Genomic DNA, 23,786 nt, shown 5'->3' on the forward strand with positions numbered 1-23,786 from the left:
TAGGTTCATTACCGGCAGGAAAAGTGGATGTACTGTCGACACGTTTATTAAAAATCACCACACCTTCCGGCGTCCCTGGTAAACAGTCCCTGACTGGTGAAAACCGCTACGGCGATCTGGCTGAGCTTAGCGGCGAAGCTTCCTTTGGTTATGGCCTAAAACAGCTTTCATCAACGAAGGCATCGCTTGTTTTTCCTACTCAGGTTTATATTGAACCTGAAACGGGTATTGCTGTTACCAATGGTGGTTATCTAAACGATGGTTATATTTTTGAAACTATCGGTGAGCTGGCATTTGCAAATAATATGCGTGCCGCTAGTTTTGATATTGAAGATCCGTATAACCCGTTACTGGTTGGCGGAGAAGAAGCACTGGCAAGTTTTAACCGGCAGCAGAGTTTAAGCGCTGAATCCGATTTTAGTGCGCTTCCGGCGCAGAGCTTAGACTCATTACAAATACTGCCTGTTGAAGAATATGAACAGGGGGTTTTACACAAACGTTTACTGGTTGCTAATGGTAATGCCGGTATAGCACGACTTAATCTTGATGAGCAGAGCGGTCTGCAGTGGTTAAATGAGCAGAAGTTAGGCAATCCTGTAGAAAGTATTGCGCACTGGGGAAGCATGGCTTTTGCTTCAACGGCTAAATTAACTCCAGATTTAGGACGCTGCCATACAAAGGCTCAATATACTCCGAGTGGTATTGAACAGATTGGTTATCAGGCACCTGAGGATCCGGTTAACTTCGGCAGACTGGAAAATTTATCATCCGGCCATATAATTTATCGTTCTGGAAGCTGGTTATACAGCGGCGGTAAAGGCCAGGCAGTTGATCTGCTGTCCGACTGTAAGCCGCCGTTATCGCTTGTATTTAACCGTGCGAAAACAGAAAAGAGTGCTTCTATTCAAGCGGTTAACCTGCTGGATCCGCTGCTGACTGTAAACTACCAGTTTGACAGCAATGTCTTCGACTATAAAGTTTATGGCGATCACATTATTGCCGCTTTAGGTGATAAAGGTGTACAGATTTTACATAAAGATTTTCCCGAACAGCGTGTAAGTGTTGATTTAGGAACACAGCTGCAGAGTACAGCCGGTCGTGCCTTAAGTCTTAATATTTTAGGCTCAACGCTTGCTGTGGCTGCCGATAACGGCATTGTTTATCTTGATATCTCAAAACCTATGTCACCTAAGGTTATCTCTGCGGGTAATGATGAACATATTGAAGCAAGTGCTGTTTATAAAGGCCGCGTTGTTGCCGCTGCCGGTGCCGACGGAATGCGTATTTTTGATCTGCCTGGTGTGATGGTCAGCTCGGCTAATCTGCTGCCGCAGGGGCTGTTAAGCCAAAACCTTGAACAGTTATTAACCATTGAGTTTAGTGAAATAATTGACTCGGCGACGGTTGTTAGTGAACTTTCTTATCAGGCTTCAGGCTCTACTGCCTGGGAGAAAATAGACCATGAGCTGTCTGCTTTTGAGGGCAGTGACAGCCGCTTTAATATTAATTTCAGCCGTCTAAGCGGGCGCTACAAACTCCAGGTAAGTGATGTTGCCAACTTACGTGGCCAGAGACTTTGGGCACCCTATTTATTAGAGTTTGCCGTTACTGCCTCTGATGCTGTTCAGCCTAAGCTTGACTATGTAACAAACAGCAACTTCTTCCCTGGTAATCAGAAAGTCATTCGTATTAAAGGCAGAAATCTGCGCCCCGAAGCGGTCGTTTATGTTGATAAGCACCTGGTGCCGAGTGTCTGGATAGATGAACAGACACTGGAAATACCAGAAAAAGCATTAGATCTTTATGAATTTAATGAAGGTCCTCATAACCTTAAAGTAACTGACGGAGTGTACAGCGACTCTCTGTTCGGTGCTTTAGTTTCAGGGACAGATCTAGCCAAAAACAGCCCGACATTCGTTATTTCTCCTGATTCTGCAGCTGCTTCGGGAGGGGATAAAATTACTATCAGTGCCGATATGAATGTAATACTTCCCGGTACCCGTGTGGTGCTGAAAGCAAAACACAGCGATCTTGAGTTTTATACAGGATTAAGTGCATTTGCTGAGTCTCTCGGTAATGAAACCATTCAGCTTAAAGATGATGTTATTACTTTACAGGAGTTTAGTTTCATTCTGCCGACGGTAGAAAATGTTGATCTTTATGAGATTTATCTGCAGGTACCGGAAGGTAAAAGCAGCAGAGAATTCTATGTCGGTGATTTTTCCTATACGCTGGCAGAAGGTTTAGCAATCACGCTGCCGAACTATCCGCCGATGAAAGTGGGCGCAAGTGAGTTTGCCGAACATATTTTGTATGTCGGTGTAAAAGAGGGGGCAAGTCCAAATTATCGGAATCGTTTCCTGATGAAGTCAGGCCTGGAGATATACGATACCAGTATCTGGGACAGACCGATAAGACTTGCTCAGCTGCCTCTTTCCCAGCCTGTTACCGGTTTAGCGGTTGTTGATAATCTGGTTTATTTAGCAAACCAGAAAGACGGTTTAGCGGTAGTAAATGTTGCTGATAAAACTCAGCCTCTGCTGTTAAAACGCATTAATCTGCCCGGGCATTACGCCAGCGATCTTGCTGTAAATAAAACTGCCGGTGTGCTGGCTGTTGCAGCTGGTAATGAGCTTGAGTCAGGCTACATACGTTTCTTTGATATAACATCGGATCTTCTTGGTCCGGCTGCTGGTTACGAAACCATTAACTTCACTCAACAGGGCGGCAGTCTGAATGGTGTTCCGCTGGATATCGAATGGCATCAGGGCAAACTATATGTTGTGCACCTGTACAATAAACAGCAGTATCTGTCGGTTATTTCACAGTTTGGAGCCCAGCCTGAAGTTGTCACCCATCGTATAAACAGAGGGAAAGACAGCAGTTCGGCCTCTCTGCTGGTTATGGATGGTTTAATTGCGCTTACCAGTGACCAGGAGTTTTTATTATTTACAGAAACAGACAGCAGTATTGAGCTGGTTTACTGGCAGCAGGGACAGTCCGGCTCTGAATTAGTGGACAATCAGGGGGCTTTACTGCTTGCTGATAAAGATAAACTAGTGGTTTCGCAAATCCCGTATCTTGCATTAAGCAAAGCACTGCCGCAGGTTGAACAGGAAGTATCCAGGGGAGAGGTGATCAGTTTATGGTTTAATAATCTGATTAACACTGATCTTGCCGATTCTTCTATCCAGCTGCTTGATAAGCAGGGGCAGGTTTTAGATAAATCATTATATGAAGTCCGTTCATCGAATACGCTTTCAGGTGCGCTTGTTGAAATAACTATCAGCGAAACAGCTGAATACAGCGGTGCCTTTAAAATAATGTCAAGCGAACCGCTGCTGGACATTTACGGGCATCAGTTAGTTCGTCCGCTGCAGTTGAATTATCTGCTTAAACCTTACCTTCGTCCGGAAGTTAACAATATCCGCAGGATAACCGATGCAGGTGAACTGGGAGCTTATTTCCATGCCGACGGTACTGAGCAGGCGTTAATCACTGGCGTTAACTTCGGCACCCAGGCAGGACAGATCCGTCTGTTTTTAGGGGATACTCTGCTTAGTGATCAAGATATTCTGCAGATAAATGATAAGCAGATAAAAATTCAAGTGCCGGATCTCGGCTACCGGGGAAAGAGTCTAGCGCTGGCTGTTAAGATTGAATTAACTGAACAGAGCCTAAGCTCTATTCGCTATGGTGCACTGTCTATTCTGCCTCAGATAGAAATTGACGAGCTGAGTCCAAAAACAGGATCTCCGCAGGGAGGAAACCTGGTGGATCTTTATGGACGTGGTTTTAACCATAATATGAAAGTCACTTTTGCCGGTACAAATGCAGGTTATCTGAATGTTATTTCCAGTGACCATATACGGGTTAGAGCACCTTCAGGAAGTTACGGTCCGGCTGAAGTACAAATTGAAAACCTGTTGTTTGCCGGTGAAACAACTCGTTCGCCGCAGAATTATTTTTATACGGGTAATGGAGTCGGCAGCGTACAGCTTTCTTCGGATCAGTCCAGCCCGGTTGCTGCTCTGGCCAGAAAAGGTCAGATGCTGTACGCAGTAACGGGCGGCAGCTTTGATGTAACCGATAAATCGGGACAGATTGCAAAACGCCTGACAGGAAAATCAGCTCGGCTGGTACTTGCTGATGTATCGGATCCGGTTAACCCGGTTATCTTAGAAAAAGAGATTGCCGGTAAACTTCAGCCTTATCATTTTGCCGTGAACATTGAGCCGAAAGGATTTTCTAAATTAGCTGTTGATGGTGAGCATCTTCTGGCAGCAGGTGGAAATAAACTCTATCTATTTGATATCACACTGCCGGCCGATCCGCTGCTGCTTAATGAGCCAGTACAGCTGGCAGGGCAGATCCGCGATCTTATTTTTGTTAATAATTTTGTATATATCAGTACTGATGCCGGCTTAGCGATTTACCAGCTGCAGAGTAACGGCAGACTGCAGAGAATCCAACTGTTAACTACGCAGGAGTTAGGCGGCGTTCCTAATGACTTGTATATAGATCAAGGTGTTATCTGGATCAACTTTGCCGCTTTACATCAGATTAAAGCGTTTGATCTGGTTTCTGGAAACTACAATAAAACAGCTGAGTTTATCACTGCAGACAGCAGCGGTAATCTTCTGTCTGCTGCTGACTTTATTAAATCTGGAAATATGATCCTGGCATCGACGGGAACAGGGGCCACAGTTCAGTTATATGTACAGACAGCCGACAGCTACCAGGCAATGGGCTCTGCTGTACTGACCAACTTTGCCAATGGAGAAATAGAGGCTGCCGAGCTGACGCTGGTCGGTCAGTCGCTTTATGTTGCATCTGCTCAGGGCGATGTGCAGCTGTTTGATCTGTCAGCATGGTTTAACGGCGAGTATGCACAATACCCGCCGCTTAAAAATTATTTTTCTGTGCTGGGTAATGTGACCAGTTTAAGTTTTTCTCCTGATGTTTTATATACCGGAACAGCATTTGTATTTGCTGACGGCAGTGCAGTTGAAAATCCGATAGAAGATCCTGGGATGGTGAATCATCTTGGCGGCGGGCTTAATACTATTGTTAATAATCAGCTGATGATTATCGGTCAGACTCCGGAGCTCAATGCGTATCATCACAGCGGTTCACCGCTTATTGTTAAATTTAATCGAATTCTTGATAACCAGCAGTTTGATCTGCCTGGTCAGGAACTTGTTATCCTGACACAGGTAGGTGACGGCTCAAAAGTCGGCGGCTATATTTCACAGCAGGTAACCAATGAAGGTGCCAGTTTATATTTCCGTCCGTTTGAGACACTTCAGGACGACCGCGAATATAGATTTAACGTAGATGCGAAGGTAAAAGATATTCATGGTCAGGGCTTAACTGACGATTACAGTTTCAGGTTCACTACGCAGTCACAGCTAAAGCCGTTGTTAGTTGATGTAATACCTAAACAAGCCGGCTGGAGAGGCGGTGAAGAAATTACGCTGTCCGGATCTGGTTTTACGAATAACTCTGTGGTGGTTATTGGTGATGTAGAGTTTAGCTCCGAGGAGTTCAGCTATCAGGATGAAAATGAAATTCGCCTGATTCTGCCCGCTTTAATGAGCGCGCCTTCTGAGAATAGACTGGTCGGTATTTCACTGGTTAATGACAAGCTGTTAAGCCAGCTGCCTGCATCTTTTACCTATATTGCAGATCCACAGATCACCCGGATCGGGCAATATAATCCGATTACAAAACAAGCTGATTTTTCTCAGCATAACTTCCTGTTTAATTCTGGAAAACAGATTGCCGTTGAAGGGCGTGGATTCGGCCTTAATACAGCGGTTCGTATTAATAATGAGATTATCGATACAGTAACACTGGTTAACGAGAAGCTGCTTGCAGTCCGTCTGCCAGATAACCATATCGGTAAAGTAACGGTCGAGCTTAGTAATGCGAATTTCTCGCCTGTTGAAACTGCGCTGAACAATGAGCTTGAAGTGCTGTTAGCGGGCCTTCCGCAGCTGACTAATATTTCCACATTTACTCGAAGTGGAGACCTGTTAGTGACAGCCCGCGCGACTGAATTGAGCTTATACAATTTAACAGAGGGACAGATCCCGCAGTTAATTTCTAAGTTTACAGTTGCCGCAAATATTAAATCGTTAGCGATGCAGGGTAATTTTATTACTGTACTAGATAATAATAACCGTGTATCAGTTTTTGATATCAGTAAAGCTTATGCTCCTCAGCTGCAGTCTGTTTATCTTAATTCAGCTGGTTTGAAATTTAATTCTGCTTATTTATCGAATAACACCATGTTATTCAGCTCTGATAATGCGCTTTATTACGGCAGCCTGTTCAGTCAGGAACTTGCAGAGTTAACATTCGATGCCGGCATGTCACCTGTTGATGTAAAAGTTAACGGAGATGAGCTGTATTTATTAACTGCGGACAGTTTAGAAGTCAGAAACCTGCATCAGCCGGAACAGGTGCTCAGCAGTTATGCCCATAACCTAAGCATCCCGCAGTCTATATTGTTAGATGGAAGCCGGCTGGCCTTAAAAGGTAAAAACAAACTTAGTTTATTAGATCATCACCTGTTTACTGCTGGTAAAGAAGCGCTGATCGGAACTGTGCCTTTACAAGGAAACGAAACTGCGGCAGTTAATGGTGAGCTGTTAGCGCTGGCAGACGGCAGTTCGCTGGTTGTTTATGATATGAACACTGCTGAAAACAAACAGCTGACATTGAATGAACTAAGTAAAATAAAACTTAATGAAGGACAGATCCGTTCTTTGAGATCGCTGCAGTTCAGCCATGATCTGCTTGAGTGGAACAGTCAGAGCGGTTACCAGAATGTTTTATTACCTTTTGCCAATATTTCAAATGTTTCGCCGGCGAAGATTAATTCACAATACGGCCAAATTTCAGTGCAGGCCACAGGCTCGGATCAGAACTGGAGTTCAGTAAGCTTATTAAGTCATCTTGAATCAGATAAAAGCGAGCTGCCGGGTAATACACTTTATAAACCGCAGCAGCTGATTTTCCAGCCTGGTGTGAAAGCATTTGAGCTTGGTGAAAGTTATCTGTTCTCTATTCAAGGGAAGTATTTAAATCCAGTGAAAGGCGGGGAAGTTAACGTGGATCTGCCGATCCGGTTAACCACCACTCCTTTGTTTGGTTCGGCTAAACCTGTCATTAAACAGCTGCTGCCGAATATTCAGCTGCAGGGGGCGCTAACCCGTTATCAGTTAACAGCTGAGAATCTGGATATGATCAGTGCAGTAAATATTGCTGGAATAGAATTATCAGCGGATAAGTGGACGGTAGAAAGCGCTGAACAGCTTTCATTTGAACTGCAGCCTAATCAACCCGGACTTTATTCTATTACTTTAAAATCTCAATTTGGAGAGACGGTTTTACCGGCGGCAGTTTCTGTTGTGGCGCCTCTGTCCATTACCAATCTGCAGTCATCTAATATCAGCCAGGCTGATAAATTCAGTGAATCAGGCGGCCAGATAATTTCCGCTCAGGTTGAGGGATTATCAGAAGGTGTAGAAGCCCACTGGTATGCTGTCGGACTTGGTATCGAGGCAAATGAAACCAATCTGGTACGTTATCAGCGAACTGCAGATAAACTGTCTTTTACTGCGCCTCAGGCGATTGCCGGCAAGGAATATAAACTGGTTCTGATCAGAAAAGCGACCAGTGAAAAAAGCAGCAGTGCACAGAGTCTGCTGGCAATTGATGATCTGTCCCCGTCGGTTGTTGTAACGCAGCCGCTGGGTCTGTCACAGGCACTTATTGTGCAGGCCAGCGAACCGTTAAGCATGACCGGGGTAAATGTCAGTGTGTTGAAGACATTTAAAGATTATCAGAACAACGGCTTACAGGAAGATATCAGTCATCAGTTTAAACCGTTAGCGGCTGCAGACAATATACTCAAACTTGAGCTGCAGGACGGCCTGTTATTAGAAGCTAATGCGCAATATGATGTTTCCATAGAGGGAGTTACCGATACCAGCGGCAATTCACTACGCTCCGGAGTAAACGTAAGCGGCGGCATTATAAACTGGAGATATCTGGCTGCGGATATGCTGGCGCCGGCCCTTAACAGTATAAAATTGTTTGATGCTAATAATAGCCGGGAAATAGATGCGCTTTATGAGCTGAAAAAAGGAACTCATCAGCGCTTTAAAGTAAGCGCAGAGGATAATTATAAATCACAACAGCAGTTGTCTTATTCTTACCGGATTTCAGGTGACGGCGGACTAACCTATCTGACTGGTTGGAATTCCGTCAGCCGTCAGGTGTTTGATCTTTCATTAATTGATGCCTATCAGGTCTTAAGTATTCTGGTGCGTGTTAGTGACGGCTTGAACCGGGTAGAAAAACGTTTTGATCTGAATCTTGTTGATTCACATCTTGAATACAGCAGTTTCAGCAGTCAGCCTGCTGTTATTGAAGAGATGATTGAAAGCGAATTGAGCTTTACTTTTGCCGGTGATACAGAGCAGATCCGTAATGTACAAGTGCAGCTGTTTGATAACGGTGTATGGCTTCCAGCCGACTATCTGGCTTCATTGAAACAGGCAAAAGTTAAAATAACTCAGCCGAAACTAGCGGAACTTAATGTACCTCCCGGAAACAGTAAATCAATTGCCGTTAAGGTTAAAGCTGCTTTTGGTGTTGCTGGTAATGAATCATATATTGAATTTATCGACTCTTATCAGTTGATGCCGGACAGTACTAAACCAGAGCTGGATATAGTCTCTCCTGCTGACGGCACACTGGTTGCCAGGGGCCAGGACGTTTCTATTATTCTGCGCAATTTTGACCGTTATGGTGTTGAAAAAGTAGAACTGTGCGTGGATCCGAAAACTGTAGAGCCAATGCAGGATGCAGATGCCTGTCAGATACTCAGTGATGCCGGTCATTATGAGCTTTTCGTTGCACAGGACAGAGTCGAAAAAATAACGGTATATGCTCAGGCAACGGATCTGAACGGACTTAAGAGTGAGCTGCGCAGTATTAATTTACTGCCCTTTGACAGTCATAATAAGCAGCCTGTTTTAGAAATTTCAGAACTGCTGGACGGACAGGAGTTTTACGCAAAAGAGACAGTTAATTTCCGTCTGCAGATGGAAGATTTACCTGCTGCTGTGCTTTATCTTGAGATAGGTGCAGACAAAACCAATCCTCTTAATCCGCTGCCGCTTGAGATTAAGAAAGCAGATAATCAGAAGCTGTATGAATTATCACTGACTATGCCGGAGGTTTCAGAAAACTCAGTGGCAGTTGTTCGGGTAGAAGCACCTTATCTGGATGGTAAACTGACCAGCCGCCGAGTCATAAATCTGCGTAAAGATGATGCACTGCAGGAGAAAGCACTGCTTAATTTATCTACTGCAGATAATCTGCTTTCCGGTACTGAACTTTGGTTCAAAATGAAACCTGAAGATAAAATGGTTGATTTCAGCAGTGATTCAGACATTTTATTATATGAACCGGCCGCTGACGGCGCTGGTATTTCTTATGCTTCTCTGCAGCTGCATAAATATGTTTCTGATATCAGCAGCCCGGCTATCAAGCTGGAAACACATTTAAAAGACCGTTCCCTTAATGAAAGCATTGAAACGGTTGAAGTTAACAAACAGTCTTACTTTAACGGTGATGAAACACAGGTTTATCTGCCTCAAGATATTGCCTACCAGATTGACCACTGGCTGGCGCTGGATGACGGCACTCTTGTGTGGGCTGAAAATAACCGTAACGGCGGCTATCGAATCCGTAATCTGCAGACGGTATTGTTTAGCGGAGAAGGAAACGTTACTCAGCTGCTTGATGCACAAAACAGACTTCTGGTTGAAGTGAAAACAGAAGATGGTTATTCGTTTAAAACTTATTCACTGGATAACAGTGAAGCATTAAGCAGCCGTTTGTCCGGACGTTTATTAAATGCCTCGGGCAATGTGGTTTATCTGCATAACGGCCAGTTAATTACCGCGAAAGTAAGTAACAAAGAGCAGCTGCTGCCTGTTGTCGGCACAACACTGGACAGTGTTGTTGTTAAGTCGCAGATGTTAGGTCAGAAGTTGTTTGTACTGAACGAAAACGGACTGCGCCTGGTTGAGCTGGTTGTTGATAAGATGCCTGAATTACAGGTAACTGCTCAGCTTAATCTATCTGGACTGACTGATTTCACTATCAGCAGCGATAAACTGACATTGATATCGGCAGGTAAAGTTTCAACTTATCACTGGCAGCTTGAGCAGGGACAAATTGTTACTCAGCTTATCTCGGAATTTGCTGTTGATGCTGAAATAGTGCAGGTAATGCCGCAGGCAGATATTCTGTGGCTGAAATTAGACAGTGCGGCAGATGGAATTTACTGGCAGGCCTGGGTTAATGATCAGCCGGCGGGTATTATCAGCGGCAGCGCAGCTAAATTATTTACTGCGGATAAGGTTTACAGCCGTGATGAAGATTCACTAATAACAGCTAGAGATCTATTTGTTAAGGCGCAGACTGTGCCGACAGTTCGTGTTGAAAATGGTGCTTTCGGCTGGAAAATTCATTTAGACGGGCAATATTCAGCTTCAGAAATCTACTTTACAAATAGCGGCGGGTCTTTATCAGCAGCGCAGCTGCTGGTTTTAGAAAAAGACTGCGCACTATGCTGGTGGTTACCCTACGACACTTCTGTGCAGGAGATCTTATTAAACGGTCAAGGTTTTGCCGCGCAGACTATCGCATTGAGCTACAGCCCGTCAGCAGATGTTCAGATCAGCGTACCTGTTAACGGTAACAGTTATGTTTCAGGAAGCCGCTTCCCGCTTATTGCGGCAGCCGGCAGTAATGCACAGGTGGCAGAGATCTCCTTGAATCAACAGCCGCTGGCAGTTATTAACGATAAAGCTGTTCACTGGCTGCAGATGCCGGAAAGCGGCGAACTGGCTGTATCTGTCAGTAGCAGCGATATGCAGCAGTCAATGATATTATCTCCTGAAACAGTTTCTACGAGCAGTGTTGTGCATCTGTCCGGTATTCAGAATAACCAGATATTTGAAGAAGGCAGTCAGCTGAGCTTTTCCTATAACGTCGAAAACAACACTCCGGAAGCTGAATTTTCTTTTGCAGAGATAAGCTTAGTGGATGCCGCTGAGCAGCTTATTTATAGACAGAATGTAGCAGAGTCTCAGGCGCAGTTAGTCTGGGCTTTACCATCGGTTGCCCTTCAGGAAACTTACAAAATTCAAGTAAGAGCCTATTTTGGAGAAAACTATCAGTTTGCTGAATCAGTATTAAATATCCGTGTAGCACCTAAATTACTGTTTGATCAAATTGAAGTTGAACTGCCTTCAGAGTTATACGCAGGCAGTGTGCTGGATATTAATCTGCCTGAGTTAGATGCTTTAATTCAGGTGTTTGATCAGGACGGTAAACTTCAGGCTGTTTCACTGAGTGCGCTTAGTTATACGCTGCAGCAAACTGATACGACGTTATCGGTGAAAATAAGCCTCGATGACGGTTTGGGTAATCAAAGTGTTGTTGAAAAGCAGATCCAGGTACGAGTCGCGCCGCAGCTGCAGATAACTTCTTCCGACATTGATTTTGACCAGTATTTACCGGGTGTAGGTCGTTACTGGTACAGTAAAGGACATCGCCTGTTCAGCAGTGAAGGGCATGCCTTTGAATTTAGTGGTGATATTAGTGCGCTTGCCTTTATGGGAAGCAAACTGTTAGTTGCCGCTGAAGGTTATGGTATTGAGCTGATCGAGCCACAAACACAAAACAGTTATAAACGTTTAGCTTCTTATAAGTACAGCAGTAAAATCAGCCAGTTAAGTGTTTCGGACAGCGCGCTTATGCTTGCTTCGGAAAATGAAGCACTGTTATTGAAACGTGACGGCTACACATTTGAGCTGAAAGCCGTTTTACAGTACCCGGCAGTCAGCAAAGTGCTGGCACGAGAAAATGAGTTCTATATTCTCAGCAGTGACAGGCTTGTTAAGGTTAATCACAATGGACAGCTGCTTGCTCAATATCAGACAGCAGGTGCGCAGGATATTTTACTGCAGCAGTCACATGTTTATTTACTGAAGAGTGAATCGCTGCTGCAGCTTAGCCTTAACTTAAAAGCGCAGGATGAGTTAGCAAATATCCAGGCTCAACATTTAGCGGCGGTCGATGGACAGTTATTCGCTTTTGATAATAGCGGCATAATCAATGTTATCGATACAGCTGCTAATAAACTGCAGTTCCTAGGGGCGATGCCGAATGATTTGGCCGTAGAGATTGATAATCTGTACTGGTCGCAGGGCAGGCTGTTATTAGCCGGTCAGAATGATCTGCAGTTAAATATTGTTTCACAGGCGCAGGCACATCTGTTATATCAGAACCAGGAAAGTGCCAAAGGACAGGTTGTATCTTTAGCACAAAGTAACGGTGTGTTAGCAGCTGCTCAGGACAACTATGGTGCAGTTGCTTATCAGGCTGACGCCGGTTTATGGAACAAGCGTTTAGTGCCGTCACAAGCTTACAGCATAAGAAGCAGCGATATAGCTGCCGGCGGCGGTTATATGTTTGCTCTGCAGCCGGATGCTCGACGAGTGAGAGCGGTTAATTTAACCAACTGGAGCGAGCGCAATGTATTAAGCGCAGCTGATATAACTCAGATCCAGGCTGATCAGCATCGTTTAGTGGCAAGCACAGGCGGAACGCTGCAGATTATCTCTATTGCAAACTGGTCTAAACGCAGTGTGTTTGTCAGTAATGAAAGCATCCGACATTTTGAAATTGCCGGTGAATCAGCACTGCTGACAACAGACAGTAATGCTGTTTATCTTGTTGATTTGAGAGTAAATACACCAGAAAATCAGAAGGTTAAATTACTTGTTAGTGCCGGTTCTGAGACTGTGACAGACCTTGCGCTTAATCAGGACAGTGCCTTTTATGTGAATCAGTCCGGCGCCTACAGGATAGATCTATCTAATAAACAGAGACAATCCCTAGGTTTATTCGACTTAAACAAAATATCTAATATTGAACTGCAGGGAGCGCTGCTTTGGATTGCCGGAGAGAAAACAACTGAAACAAGTGTAACTGCTTATGATATTGAATTAGAGCAGCAGCTTGCTGCAGATATTATCAAACCAGCATACCCGGTTACAGCAATGACTGTTTTTGCTAACCGCTTAGTTTTAGGACTTGGCGGGGAAGGTATTGCAGTTTATGAATTACCTAATAAGTGGGTTCAGGCTTCGGCATCGCTGCTGTCACCTATGTCTGAGGAAATTACCCGGGCCGATCATAAACTAACCTATCTTCTGGATTCAACGGCAGGAATAGCGGCTGCTGATTACTTAATAAGCGGTAGTAAAGCCGCGTCGAAAGTCCTTGCTAACGGACAGGTATCGCTTGAAATACCGGCCGCATTATTAAACGGCCGACAGTTTACATTAGCGTCAGAAATCGAAAGACTGAACGGTCAAGTTGTTCGTTCGGCCCCAAGAACAATGAGCCTGCAGTTAGCTAGTCCGCAGAATAACGATTTTAATGTACAGCTTGAGATTGATGCTGTGAGCTGGGGTCCCTCTCCGGTGAAAATCAAAGCGGCAGTGAACAATTCCAGCCAGCCTATTCAGCAGGTTGAATTCTTAGTTTCTGATAATGAGCAGGGCCCATGGTCGCTTATTAAAACCTTAAAAGGATCGGAATATACAATCTCCTCTTACTTCAGCACGCAGCCGCAGGAGCGCTTTATTAAAGCCAAAGTGGTTGATATACGCGGCGGCAGTGCTGAATCGCCAGTTTATTCTTTTCAGCATCTAAGCGATTCGCTTAAACCAACAGCAGCACTTACTCTGTCCGGCTCGGCAACTGTCAGCGCGCAGAATACAGCGATTGCCGGATACCCGTATTCATTAACGGTTAAAGCGTCCGATGCACAAAGCGGTATTGGACAGATACTGGTGCGCCGTAACGGCAGTACAGCAGCAGTGAAGTTTAACCAAAATCAGCTGGTTTATAGTGAGCAGGTTGAACAGGCGGGGATTATTAATTACCAGGTAGAGATCACCGACAAAGCCGGAAATAAGGAAACGTTAACTTATACCTTGAATGTGGCTGCCGACAGTGCGCCGCTGCTGGCTGATGTTAGTTTCTCCGATTCAATTATTGAACAGAGCGACATCGCACTGCAGTTCAGCGCCAGTGATGATGCCGGCTTAGCATATTATGAAGTGACCTGGAATGGTTTCACCAGCAGGACAGATTTGTCTGCTGAAAAACAGATAAACCGTTCTCTGGTGATAAAAGACAATCGAACCGAGCGGATTGCTGCATCGCAGAATCAGACGCTGACCTTAACAGTTGCTGATATTTCAGGTAAAAAACAGAGTCAGGATTATCAGGTTGAAGTGCTTAAAGATCAGCTTCCAGATGCTGCTAAACTAACCTGGCAGACGCCTGTAAATGCCTTTTATGAGCATAATTACCGCTTAGCAGTGTCAGGTTTATCTTCGGCAGATGACGGTAAGAAAATCCGCTTGAATATATGGAAAGTGGGCGCTCAGGAAACGTTGTTAGCAAACTACAATATCAGCGGTTCTCAGGATGCGGTTAATTATAACGGAGTCTACCCTGCATCTACAGCTGGCGGTGAATATCAGCTGCAGTTGGAGCTGATTGACAGCCTTGGGCAAAGTGCGAGAAGCACCATTAAGACGGTTAACCTGCTTAAAGCACCGAACCAGATCCGCTTTAACAGCGCTGATGCACAGCTTAACCCTAGTCAGGTGAAGCTGGGAGAAAGCCCGATTTACCAGGTAGAAGTATTAGATACTGCCGGTGTCGGGGTTAAAGGTCAGCAGGTTCGCTGGAGCTTACGAAATACCGATAATGGTAATACGCAGCCGCTGGGAAGCAGCGCTGCAGGTGAAAAAGGGGCCGCACAGTGGACACTTAATACCCTGTTAGCCGCCCAGAGCTATCAGCTGCAGGCTGAAGTGGCTGACTATCCGTTAATTGCAAAAGCGGTTAAGAATGTCGAAGTTAAAGCAGGACAAAGCCGTGCTGTTGAGTTTGGCTACCTGCCGGCTGCAGCCGCAGGCAGCGAGTTTACCTTAACAGTGCAGGCATTTGATCAGCTTCATAATGCCGTAACAGACGATAACAGTGCTCAAGTTACGCTGCTGATGCCGAACAGCTCCTTTAAAGTTAAAGCACAAAGCAATATTCAACTGAGCCAGGCAGCAAATGGTGCGCAGCAGGCTCTAGTGAGACTTGCAAATGGTCGGGCTAATATTACGGTGCAGGCAAGTACGTTAGCTGGTTCATATCAGATAGAACTTGAGAGTTCACTAACAGCGCGTTATCAAACATCGCCAAATCAGCAGGCATCAAATATAAATTCAATTCCTGTTGTTATCACTGCAGCCGAAGCTGCTGAATTATTGATTTTTGATAATGAAGACAACTTACTAGAGCAGGGAGTCACCGCAGATTTTGGTCAAAAAGATACGGCTCAGCTTAAGCTGCAGCTGGTAGATGAATTTAAAAATCATGTTGCTTTTGTTGCTGGTGATGAGGCTAATCAAAGTATTAATCTTGAAGTTAGCGGAGCTGGGCGTATTAATAAAACACCGTTGCAGGCTGCTGTTTCTTTACAGCAGGGGGCCACTGATTTTGAAGTGAGCAGTGATTTAGTTGAAGTCATCGAGCTTTCGATAAGTAATGTGCCAGCATCATTAGCGCATATTGATATTAGTTCGTCTTATCAGATCCGCTTTAATAAACAACCGCCGCGTATTATCAAAAGCTGGATGGCTGCTGATCTCAATGAAACGGCACTTAAACTGTATTTTGAATATGATGAAGAGGTTGAATTAACAGCAGATGCTCTTCAACTTGTCGAGTTTAAGATTAATGGTGTTGTACTGCCAGGAACAGCTGAGTTAATCGGTAAACTAGTTGTATTTACTCCTGAAGCTCCTGAGCTGCCGTTTGAATGCTACGAGTTTGAACATAGTCAATCTCTAGAGCAAACTTTTGAACTTGAAAGTTCTATGAATTCAGTGCTAATGACATTTGATGACCATGCCAATGCAAAGCAAAATAGTAGCGTGGGGGTTGGAAATTATTCCGGTTTTAACTTTACAACTAACTTAGCTGTAATAGACACAGTTAATAGCTCATATAATTACGCGGCTGTTAGCGGTGATTTTACATTACTGAATAATACTGGTGGCATTGGTATTATTACTGATGAAAATGGTGCCTATTTCACCTTTGATGGGTTATGGGCGAAAGGTTGGGCAAATACCACCAGAACAGGAACTTTATCCGGTTATAATAATGGCATTGTAGTTTGGGAAATTGATACAACAATAAATGCTAACTATGTCTTTTTTGCCGCGCAAGCAGGCGCAATTGATGAGCTGCATTTAGGGTTTGGTAATCACTTCTTAGTAGATAATCTACAACTTAATACTCACGACTCTTCTATCGTGGAACCGCAGAAAGAGAGTATTTGTAAACCTAGTTTATTAATTTCTGAAACAGGTCCGAAACAGGTACTTGAAGCTAGCCCATTCCAGCTGCCGCTGACGCCAGATTCTGCTTTGGTGCCATTACAAAGTGCCGCGGTTAAACTCGATGGTGTGCCACAGCCGTTTGAGTGGGAGAAATGCTCAGGTATGAATTGTTCATCGAACGATGCGCGCTGGGTGAATGTACCTGACTACTCGACAGATCCTGAATTTGTTGATGGGAAACTGGTATTACTTGAGTTAACGGGGCAGTTACAAAATGATCATCCATTAGATGTCGGTAATCAAATTCAGCTGCAGGTGTTCCGTGCAGGTGAAGATGCTGACGGTGACTCAATTAATAACGAAATTGAGCTGGCACTCGATGGTCTTGATGCAGCGAAAATCGATTCAGACGGTGACGGTATCAATGATGATTTAGATGATCTTGATGGTGATGGTTTATCTAATGCAGCAGAGCTAGAAGCGGGTACCAAGCTGGATAATATCGACTCTGATCAGGATGGCTTATCTGATTATGATGAGCTTGAAGTTTATTCATCAAATCCGAATAACAAACACAGTGATAGCGATGGTATCGAAGATGGTGAGGAAGTTAACGGCCCTGTTAAATCTGATCCGACTAAAGAAGACTCTGACGGTGATTCGATCCCGGATAACAAGGAGCTTGATTACGGGCTGGATCCAATGGACCCTGCTGATGCGCAGGCAGATAAAGACGGTGATAACTTAACTAACCTGCAGGAGCACCAGTTAGGCTCTAACTTAAATAACAAAGATTCAGATAACGACGGCTTGTCTGATGATAAAGAAGCGGCTGCGGGTACCGGTTTACTTAACCCGGATTCAGATGGTGACGGTCTTAAAGATGGAGAAGACAGTAAACCTAAAGAGAAGGACACTAAAGCACCGGTGATTAGCCTGCTGACGCCAACCCAGAGCCAGACCATTTTTAACGATCAAAGCATAGTGCTTGAAGCGGATGCTACCGATGACGGCCGGGTGACGCAGGTACAGTTTGTGGTTAACGGTATTATTGTTAAAAGCTTTAATAAAGCACCGTACCGTTACGAAATGCTGACTTCTGACGGTGACAGCAGTTTAACTGTGCAGGTACTGGCAACCGATACCAATGATAACCAGGGGAGCACGGAAGAACTGTTGTTTAATTTAACTCAGGATCCGTTAACCCAGGTAACAGGTAAAGTGGTTAATCCAGTTGGCCAAGCAGCTTCTGGTGCGAAAGTAACTGTCGGTTCACAAAGTGCATTAACCTCTGCGGATGGTGTTTTTGTATTGGATAATATACCGGTTCGCTTTGGAAATGTGCTGGTACATGTTAAGTATGAAATTGAAGAAAATATATGGCTGTTTAGTGAATCTGCTTTAATAGATCTAAGACCTGCTGGAATTACGGATGTGGGGATTATTACTCTTATCACTCCAAGTACTCAGATAGATTTTGAAAGTGGTAATTTGGAAACAGAGGCACTTTCTCTTACGCAACTAAGTACGAGTCCATGGCGAATTGATACAACTGCAGTAGGTGCCGGTAGTTTCTCCATTCGTTCTGGTGCGATAAGTCATAGTCAGACATCAGGCTTTGAAACGTCTTTAAAAACTCTTGCTGGTGAAGTTAGTTTTCAGCTTAAAGTCAGCTCGGAATCTCGCTATGATTATTTACGTTTTTACATTGATGGAGTTGAGAAAGGAAAATGGTCTGGTAGCCAGGGGTATATCACCGTGAAATACCCTGTTTCCTCAGGAAATCACACCTTTAAATGGCAATATACTAAAGATGGTAGTGTGAGCAGTGGACACGATGCGGCTTGGCTGGATAATATCTATATTCCGTGGGTATCAGATTCCGATTATGATGGTATATCAGATAAATGGGAATTAGAGTTTTACGGGCACTTAAATACAGCTTTAACAGAGGATACTGATAATGATGGCCTAAATACCTTACAAGAGTATCAGTTAAGTACAAACCCTATATTAGTAGATACAGACGGTGACGGACTGCCTGATGGTTGGGAAGTACAAAATAACTTACAGCCTTTGGTGGATGATAGTGGGCTTGATAATGATGGCGATGGTCAATCTAACTATTTTGAGTATGTACTAGAAACACCTGATCATCCAGTAGCTACCGATCGAGATGGTGACGGCATGACTGACGTGTGGGAAGTACAGAATAACTTGCAGCCATTAGTGGATGACAGTGCATTAGATGCTGATGAGGATGGTCAATCTAACTATTTTGAGTATGTACTAGAAACACCTGATCATCCAGTAACTACGGATCGAGATGGTGACGGCATGACTGACGTGTGGGAAGTACAGAATAATTTACAGCCGTTAGTGAATGACAGTGAACTGGATAGTGATAAGGATGGTTATTCAAATCTAGGCGAATACCTTGCTGGAACAGATCCGCTTGACAGTGGCGATATACCCGTAATAACAATGATGGATTTTGAAAGTGGCAACCTTGCTACGGAACCGTTTTATTTAAATCTATCAGGTGATAAGCCATGGCGAATCAGTAGCGAAGAAGCTGCCTCGGGGACTTTCTCGCTGCGAACGGGCGAATTGTCTCGTTATGGAGGGCAGTCAATTTTTTCAAGTACAGTGCATAGTATCGGTGGTGTTATCCGCTTTCAGTTAAAGGTTCGTGGTGAAATGCCTATGTGTTTCTATATTGACGATATATGGCAAGGCTGTTGGTCGAATAAGGAAGAGTTTAGTGAAGTACATTTTTCAGTTACACCGGGTGTACATATATTTAAATGGATGCTTGACACACATAGCGGCAATATTACTGGTAACGAAACTGCTTGGGTAGATAATATTTCTATTCCCGGTGTTGCTGATTTTGATGGTGATGGTGTGCTTGATGGCTGGGAATATACTTTTTATGACAGTTTAGATGCTGAAATTAGTGATCATGATGGAGATGAGGATGGTCTTAGTGATATTCAGGAAGCTGCTCAAGGCTCCAATCCGACACTGTCTGATACTGATGGTGATGATATGCCTGATGGCTGGGAAGTACAGAATAACTTACAACCGTTAGTGGATGATAGTGAGCTTGACAGCGATGAGGACGGCTATTCAAATCTAGGCGAATACCTGGCAGGAACAGATCCGCTTGACAGTAGTGATATACCGGTAATAACGGTGATGGACTTTGAAAGTGCTAATCTAGCAACAGAGCCTTTTTATATCAGCCAATTAAATAAATATACTCCATGGAAAATAGATAACGTACAAGCTGCGACAGGGGATTTTTCGCTGCGCTCGGGGTATTTAGACTTTCGAGGAAGGGCTGAAGTTGAAATCCGTGTGAACAGTGTTGGTGGTGTTGTGAGTTTCGATTTACAAACAATTTCTGAACCTGGAGATGATAGTTATGGTCCTGGAGAATTGTGTTTTTATATTGATGGAGTTGCTGCTGGGGTTGCTACTGGTGAAGGTGAAGGTGAAGGTGAAGGTGAAGGTGAAAGCCCTCACTGTTGGAATAAACAAGAGTTTACCGAAGTGCAGTCCTTTATTACTGCCGGGGTGCATACTCTAAAATGGCATTATTCTGTTTACGATCCTTGTGGAGGGGAATGTGGTTATGGACCTCAGCCAGATCTTCATGTTGCCAGAATAGATAATATATCAATTCCAGCTGTTGCCGATTCAGATGGAGACGGTATAAATGACGGATGGGAATATACTTTTTATGACAGCTTGAATGCTGAAATTGGCGATAATGATGGGGATGAGGATGGTCTAAGTGATATTCAGGAAGCGCAGCAAGGTACTGACCCAACACTAGGCGATACCGATGGTGATATGATGCCTGACGGCTGGGAAGTACAGAACAACTTAGAACCATTGAAGGATGATCGCGAACTTGACAGTGATGGAGATGGTTTTTCGGCTTTAGCAGAGTATTTTGCTGGGACAGATCCATTTGACAGCAGTGATATGCCGGTAGCAACAGTGATGGACTTTGAAAGTGGTAATCTAGCGACAGAACCATTTTATATTAATCAATTAAATAAAGATGCTCTATGGGAAATAGTTAACGAACCGGTTGATACAGAAAATTTTTCATTACGTTCGAGGGCGGGGAATGAAAAACGCGGGGGAAGATTTGATATTCGAGTGAACAGCAGTGGTGGTCTTGTTCGTTTCGATTTAAAAAAAATCACGGGTCCTGGTGAATTGTGTTTTTATATGGCTGGTAGACCACCTTACTGCTGGAATGGGCAAGAACTTACCGAAGTGCAGATTCCTATTGCGTCTGGAGAGCAATTTCTTATGTGGGAATATAATCCTTGTGGAAGGGAGTGTGGTGATACTACTGTCTCTGAGCAGGATACTGTTTGGATAGATAATATATCAATCCCAAGTATTGCAGACTCAGATGATGACGGCATAACCGATGGCTGGGAATATACTTTTTATGAAAGTTTAGATGCTGAAATTAGCGATAGTGATGGAGATGAGGATGGTCTGAGTGATATCCAGGAAGCGGAGCAAGGCACCAACCCGGCACTCGCTGATACAGATGGTGACAGGATTCCTGACGGCTGGGAAGTTCAGAATAACTTAAAACCGTTGATGGATGATAGTGAGCTTGACAGTGATGAGGATGATTTTTCAAATTATGAAGAGTACCTTGCAGGAACAGATCCGCTTGACAGTAGTGATATACCAGTAATAACGGTGATGGATTTTGAAAGTGGCAATCTATCGATAGAGTCATTTTATCTCAACCAGCTAAGTAGTAGCCAGTGGCGGGTTGTTGACTCCGAAGTAATATCTGGTTCTTTTTCCCTGCGCTCGGGAGAGGTTGATATGGGGGAATCATCGGATATAGAAACAACAATTATGACTAGTGGTGGCATGCTTAACTTCCAGTTGAATGTTCTTGCGAATAGTTATGGAGTGCTTCTTTTTTACATTGATGGAGTGCGAATGGATGAATGGCGTGGGGGGGGAGGTGTTAATGAAGTTAGCTATCCTGTTTCTGCCGGAGAGCATACTTTTAAATGGTCTTATCAAAACTATGAAGCTTTTCCTCATGATGGTGCCTGGATAGATAATATATCAATTCCAGGTGTTGCTGATTCAGATGGGGACGGTATAAAAGACGGCTGGGAATATACTTTTTATAATAGTTTGAATGCTGAAATTAGCGATAATGATGGAGATGAGGATGGCTTAAGTGATATCCAGGAAGCGGAGCAAGGTACTAATCCAGCACTCACTGATACAGATGGTGACAGGATGCCTGACGGCTGGGAAGTTCAGAATAACTTAAAACCGTTGATGGATGATAGTGAGCTTGACAGTGATGAGGATGATTACTCAAATTTAGAAGAGTACCTGGGAGGAACTGAGCCGCTTGACAGCAGTAGCACTCCGATTCGTACTTTAATGGATTTTGAAAGTGGTAATCTAGCGACAGAGCCGTTTTATCTTAAGCAGTTAAATACGAACCCTTGGCGAATTGATACTAGTGAAATGGACTCTGGCACTTTTTCACTCCGTTCGGGAGAGGGGAATATTAGTAGGCAGTCGGTTGTTGAGACTACTGTGAACACTAGTGCAGGACTAATGCGCTTTAAGCTAAAAACTCGATCTTGGGGTAGTGAACTGCGTTTTTACATTGATGGTGTAGAGAAAGGGAAATGGTTCAATGAGCGGGAATTTAACGAAATGAGCTATCCAGTAGCCGCTGGTGTGCATACCTTTAAGTGGGAGTATGAAAAAACTTCGCCTCCTGAAGTTGATACTGCAGCTTGGATAGATAATATTTATATTCCTGGAATTGCGGATTCAGATGATGATGGAGTGCTTGATAGTTGGGAATATGCTTTTTATGCACATTTAGATGCTGACTTAACGACCGATAATGATAGAGATGGTTTAAGCGCTTTACAGGAAGCACAGCATAGTATTAACCCAAGATTAAACGATACGGATGGTGATGGGATGCCAGACGGCTGGGAGGTACAAAATAACTTTCAGCCTTTGGTACATGACGGTCAGCTTGATAGTGATGATGATGCCTCTTCAAATTTAGAAGAATATCTGGCTGATACTGACCCGCATGACAGTAGTGAGATGCCGGTAAAAACTTTAATGAATTTTGAAAGTGGTGATCTAGCAGCAGAGCCTTTTCACCTCTATCAGCTAAGCAGTAACCCATGGCGGATTGTTAACTCTGAGGTGATGTCAGGATCTTTTTCCTTACGTTCAGGAGAAGTCAATATAGGGGAGTCATCAGATATTGAAACGACAGTGCTTGCCAGTGGTGGTGCTATTAACTTCCAGCTGAATATTGCATCGAATGGTAGTGCAGGGGTTCGTTTTTATATTGACGGCGTGGTAAAGAAAGAATGGTGGAGCAACGAAAATGAAGGTATTAGTGAATTTAACTACCCTGTTTCTGTAGGAAAGCATACCTTTAAATGGTCTTATGAGAATTACGGATCTCCTTCTAATGATGGTGTCTGGATTGATAATATATCTGTCCCTGGTATTGCCGAGTCAGATGGTGATGGTATTCCCGACGTCTGGGAGGTCCAAAATAACTTACAGCCGTTAGTGGATGACAGTGGACTTGATAAGGATGGTGATGGTTTATCAAATTTTGTTGAGTACTTACTCGAAACGCCAGAGCACCCTGCTAGTACAGACCAGGACGGTGACGGCATAACTGATGTATGGGAGATACAGCATAATTTAAATCCATTAGTCGATGATAGTGCATTAGATTATGACAAAGATGGTTTATCAAATTTTGTTGAGTATTTGCTAGAAACACCTGAGCATTCTCCTAGTGCAGACCAGGACGGTGACGGCATACCTGATGTATGGGAAATACAGCATAATTTAAACCCGCTAGTCGTTGACAGTGCATTAGATAATGACGGAGATGGTTTATCAAACCTTTTTGAGTATGTAGCTGAAACACCGGGACACTCCAGTACCGCAGACCAAGATGGTGATGGTATGCCAGATGTGTGGGAAGTTCAGCATAATTTGGATCCGTCAGTAAGTGATGGAGAACTTGACAGTGATGAAGATGGCTATCCAAATATTGAGGAATATAATTGCGGAACTGATCCGTTAGATAGTCAGGATCATCCAATACCACAGTGATAGAACACAGCTGAATTTGTAAAATTAATGCGCCGAGTAATGTATGCTTTGATTATTTATTGTTTATTTTGTGTCTACTATTTCATA

The 23,786-nt window shown here is 43.9% G+C and carries 1 protein-coding gene (cut by a window edge); it reads left to right on the forward strand.

Annotated elements, in window-relative coordinates:
* Positions 1–23,699 carry the 3' portion of an Ig-like domain-containing protein gene (locus tag G337_RS0110210; protein ID WP_028863799.1) on the forward strand. 15,310 nt of this gene lie to the left of the window's left edge, so 23,699 of the gene's 39,009 nt are visible here — the last part of the coding sequence; its start codon lies off the left edge, out of view; it ends in the stop codon at positions 23,697–23,699.
* The last annotated feature ends 87 nt before the right edge of the window (positions 23,700–23,786 follow it).

The organism is Psychromonas aquimarina ATCC BAA-1526, assembly GCF_000428725.1.
Classification (GTDB): domain Bacteria; phylum Pseudomonadota; class Gammaproteobacteria; order Enterobacterales; family Psychromonadaceae; genus Psychromonas; species Psychromonas aquimarina.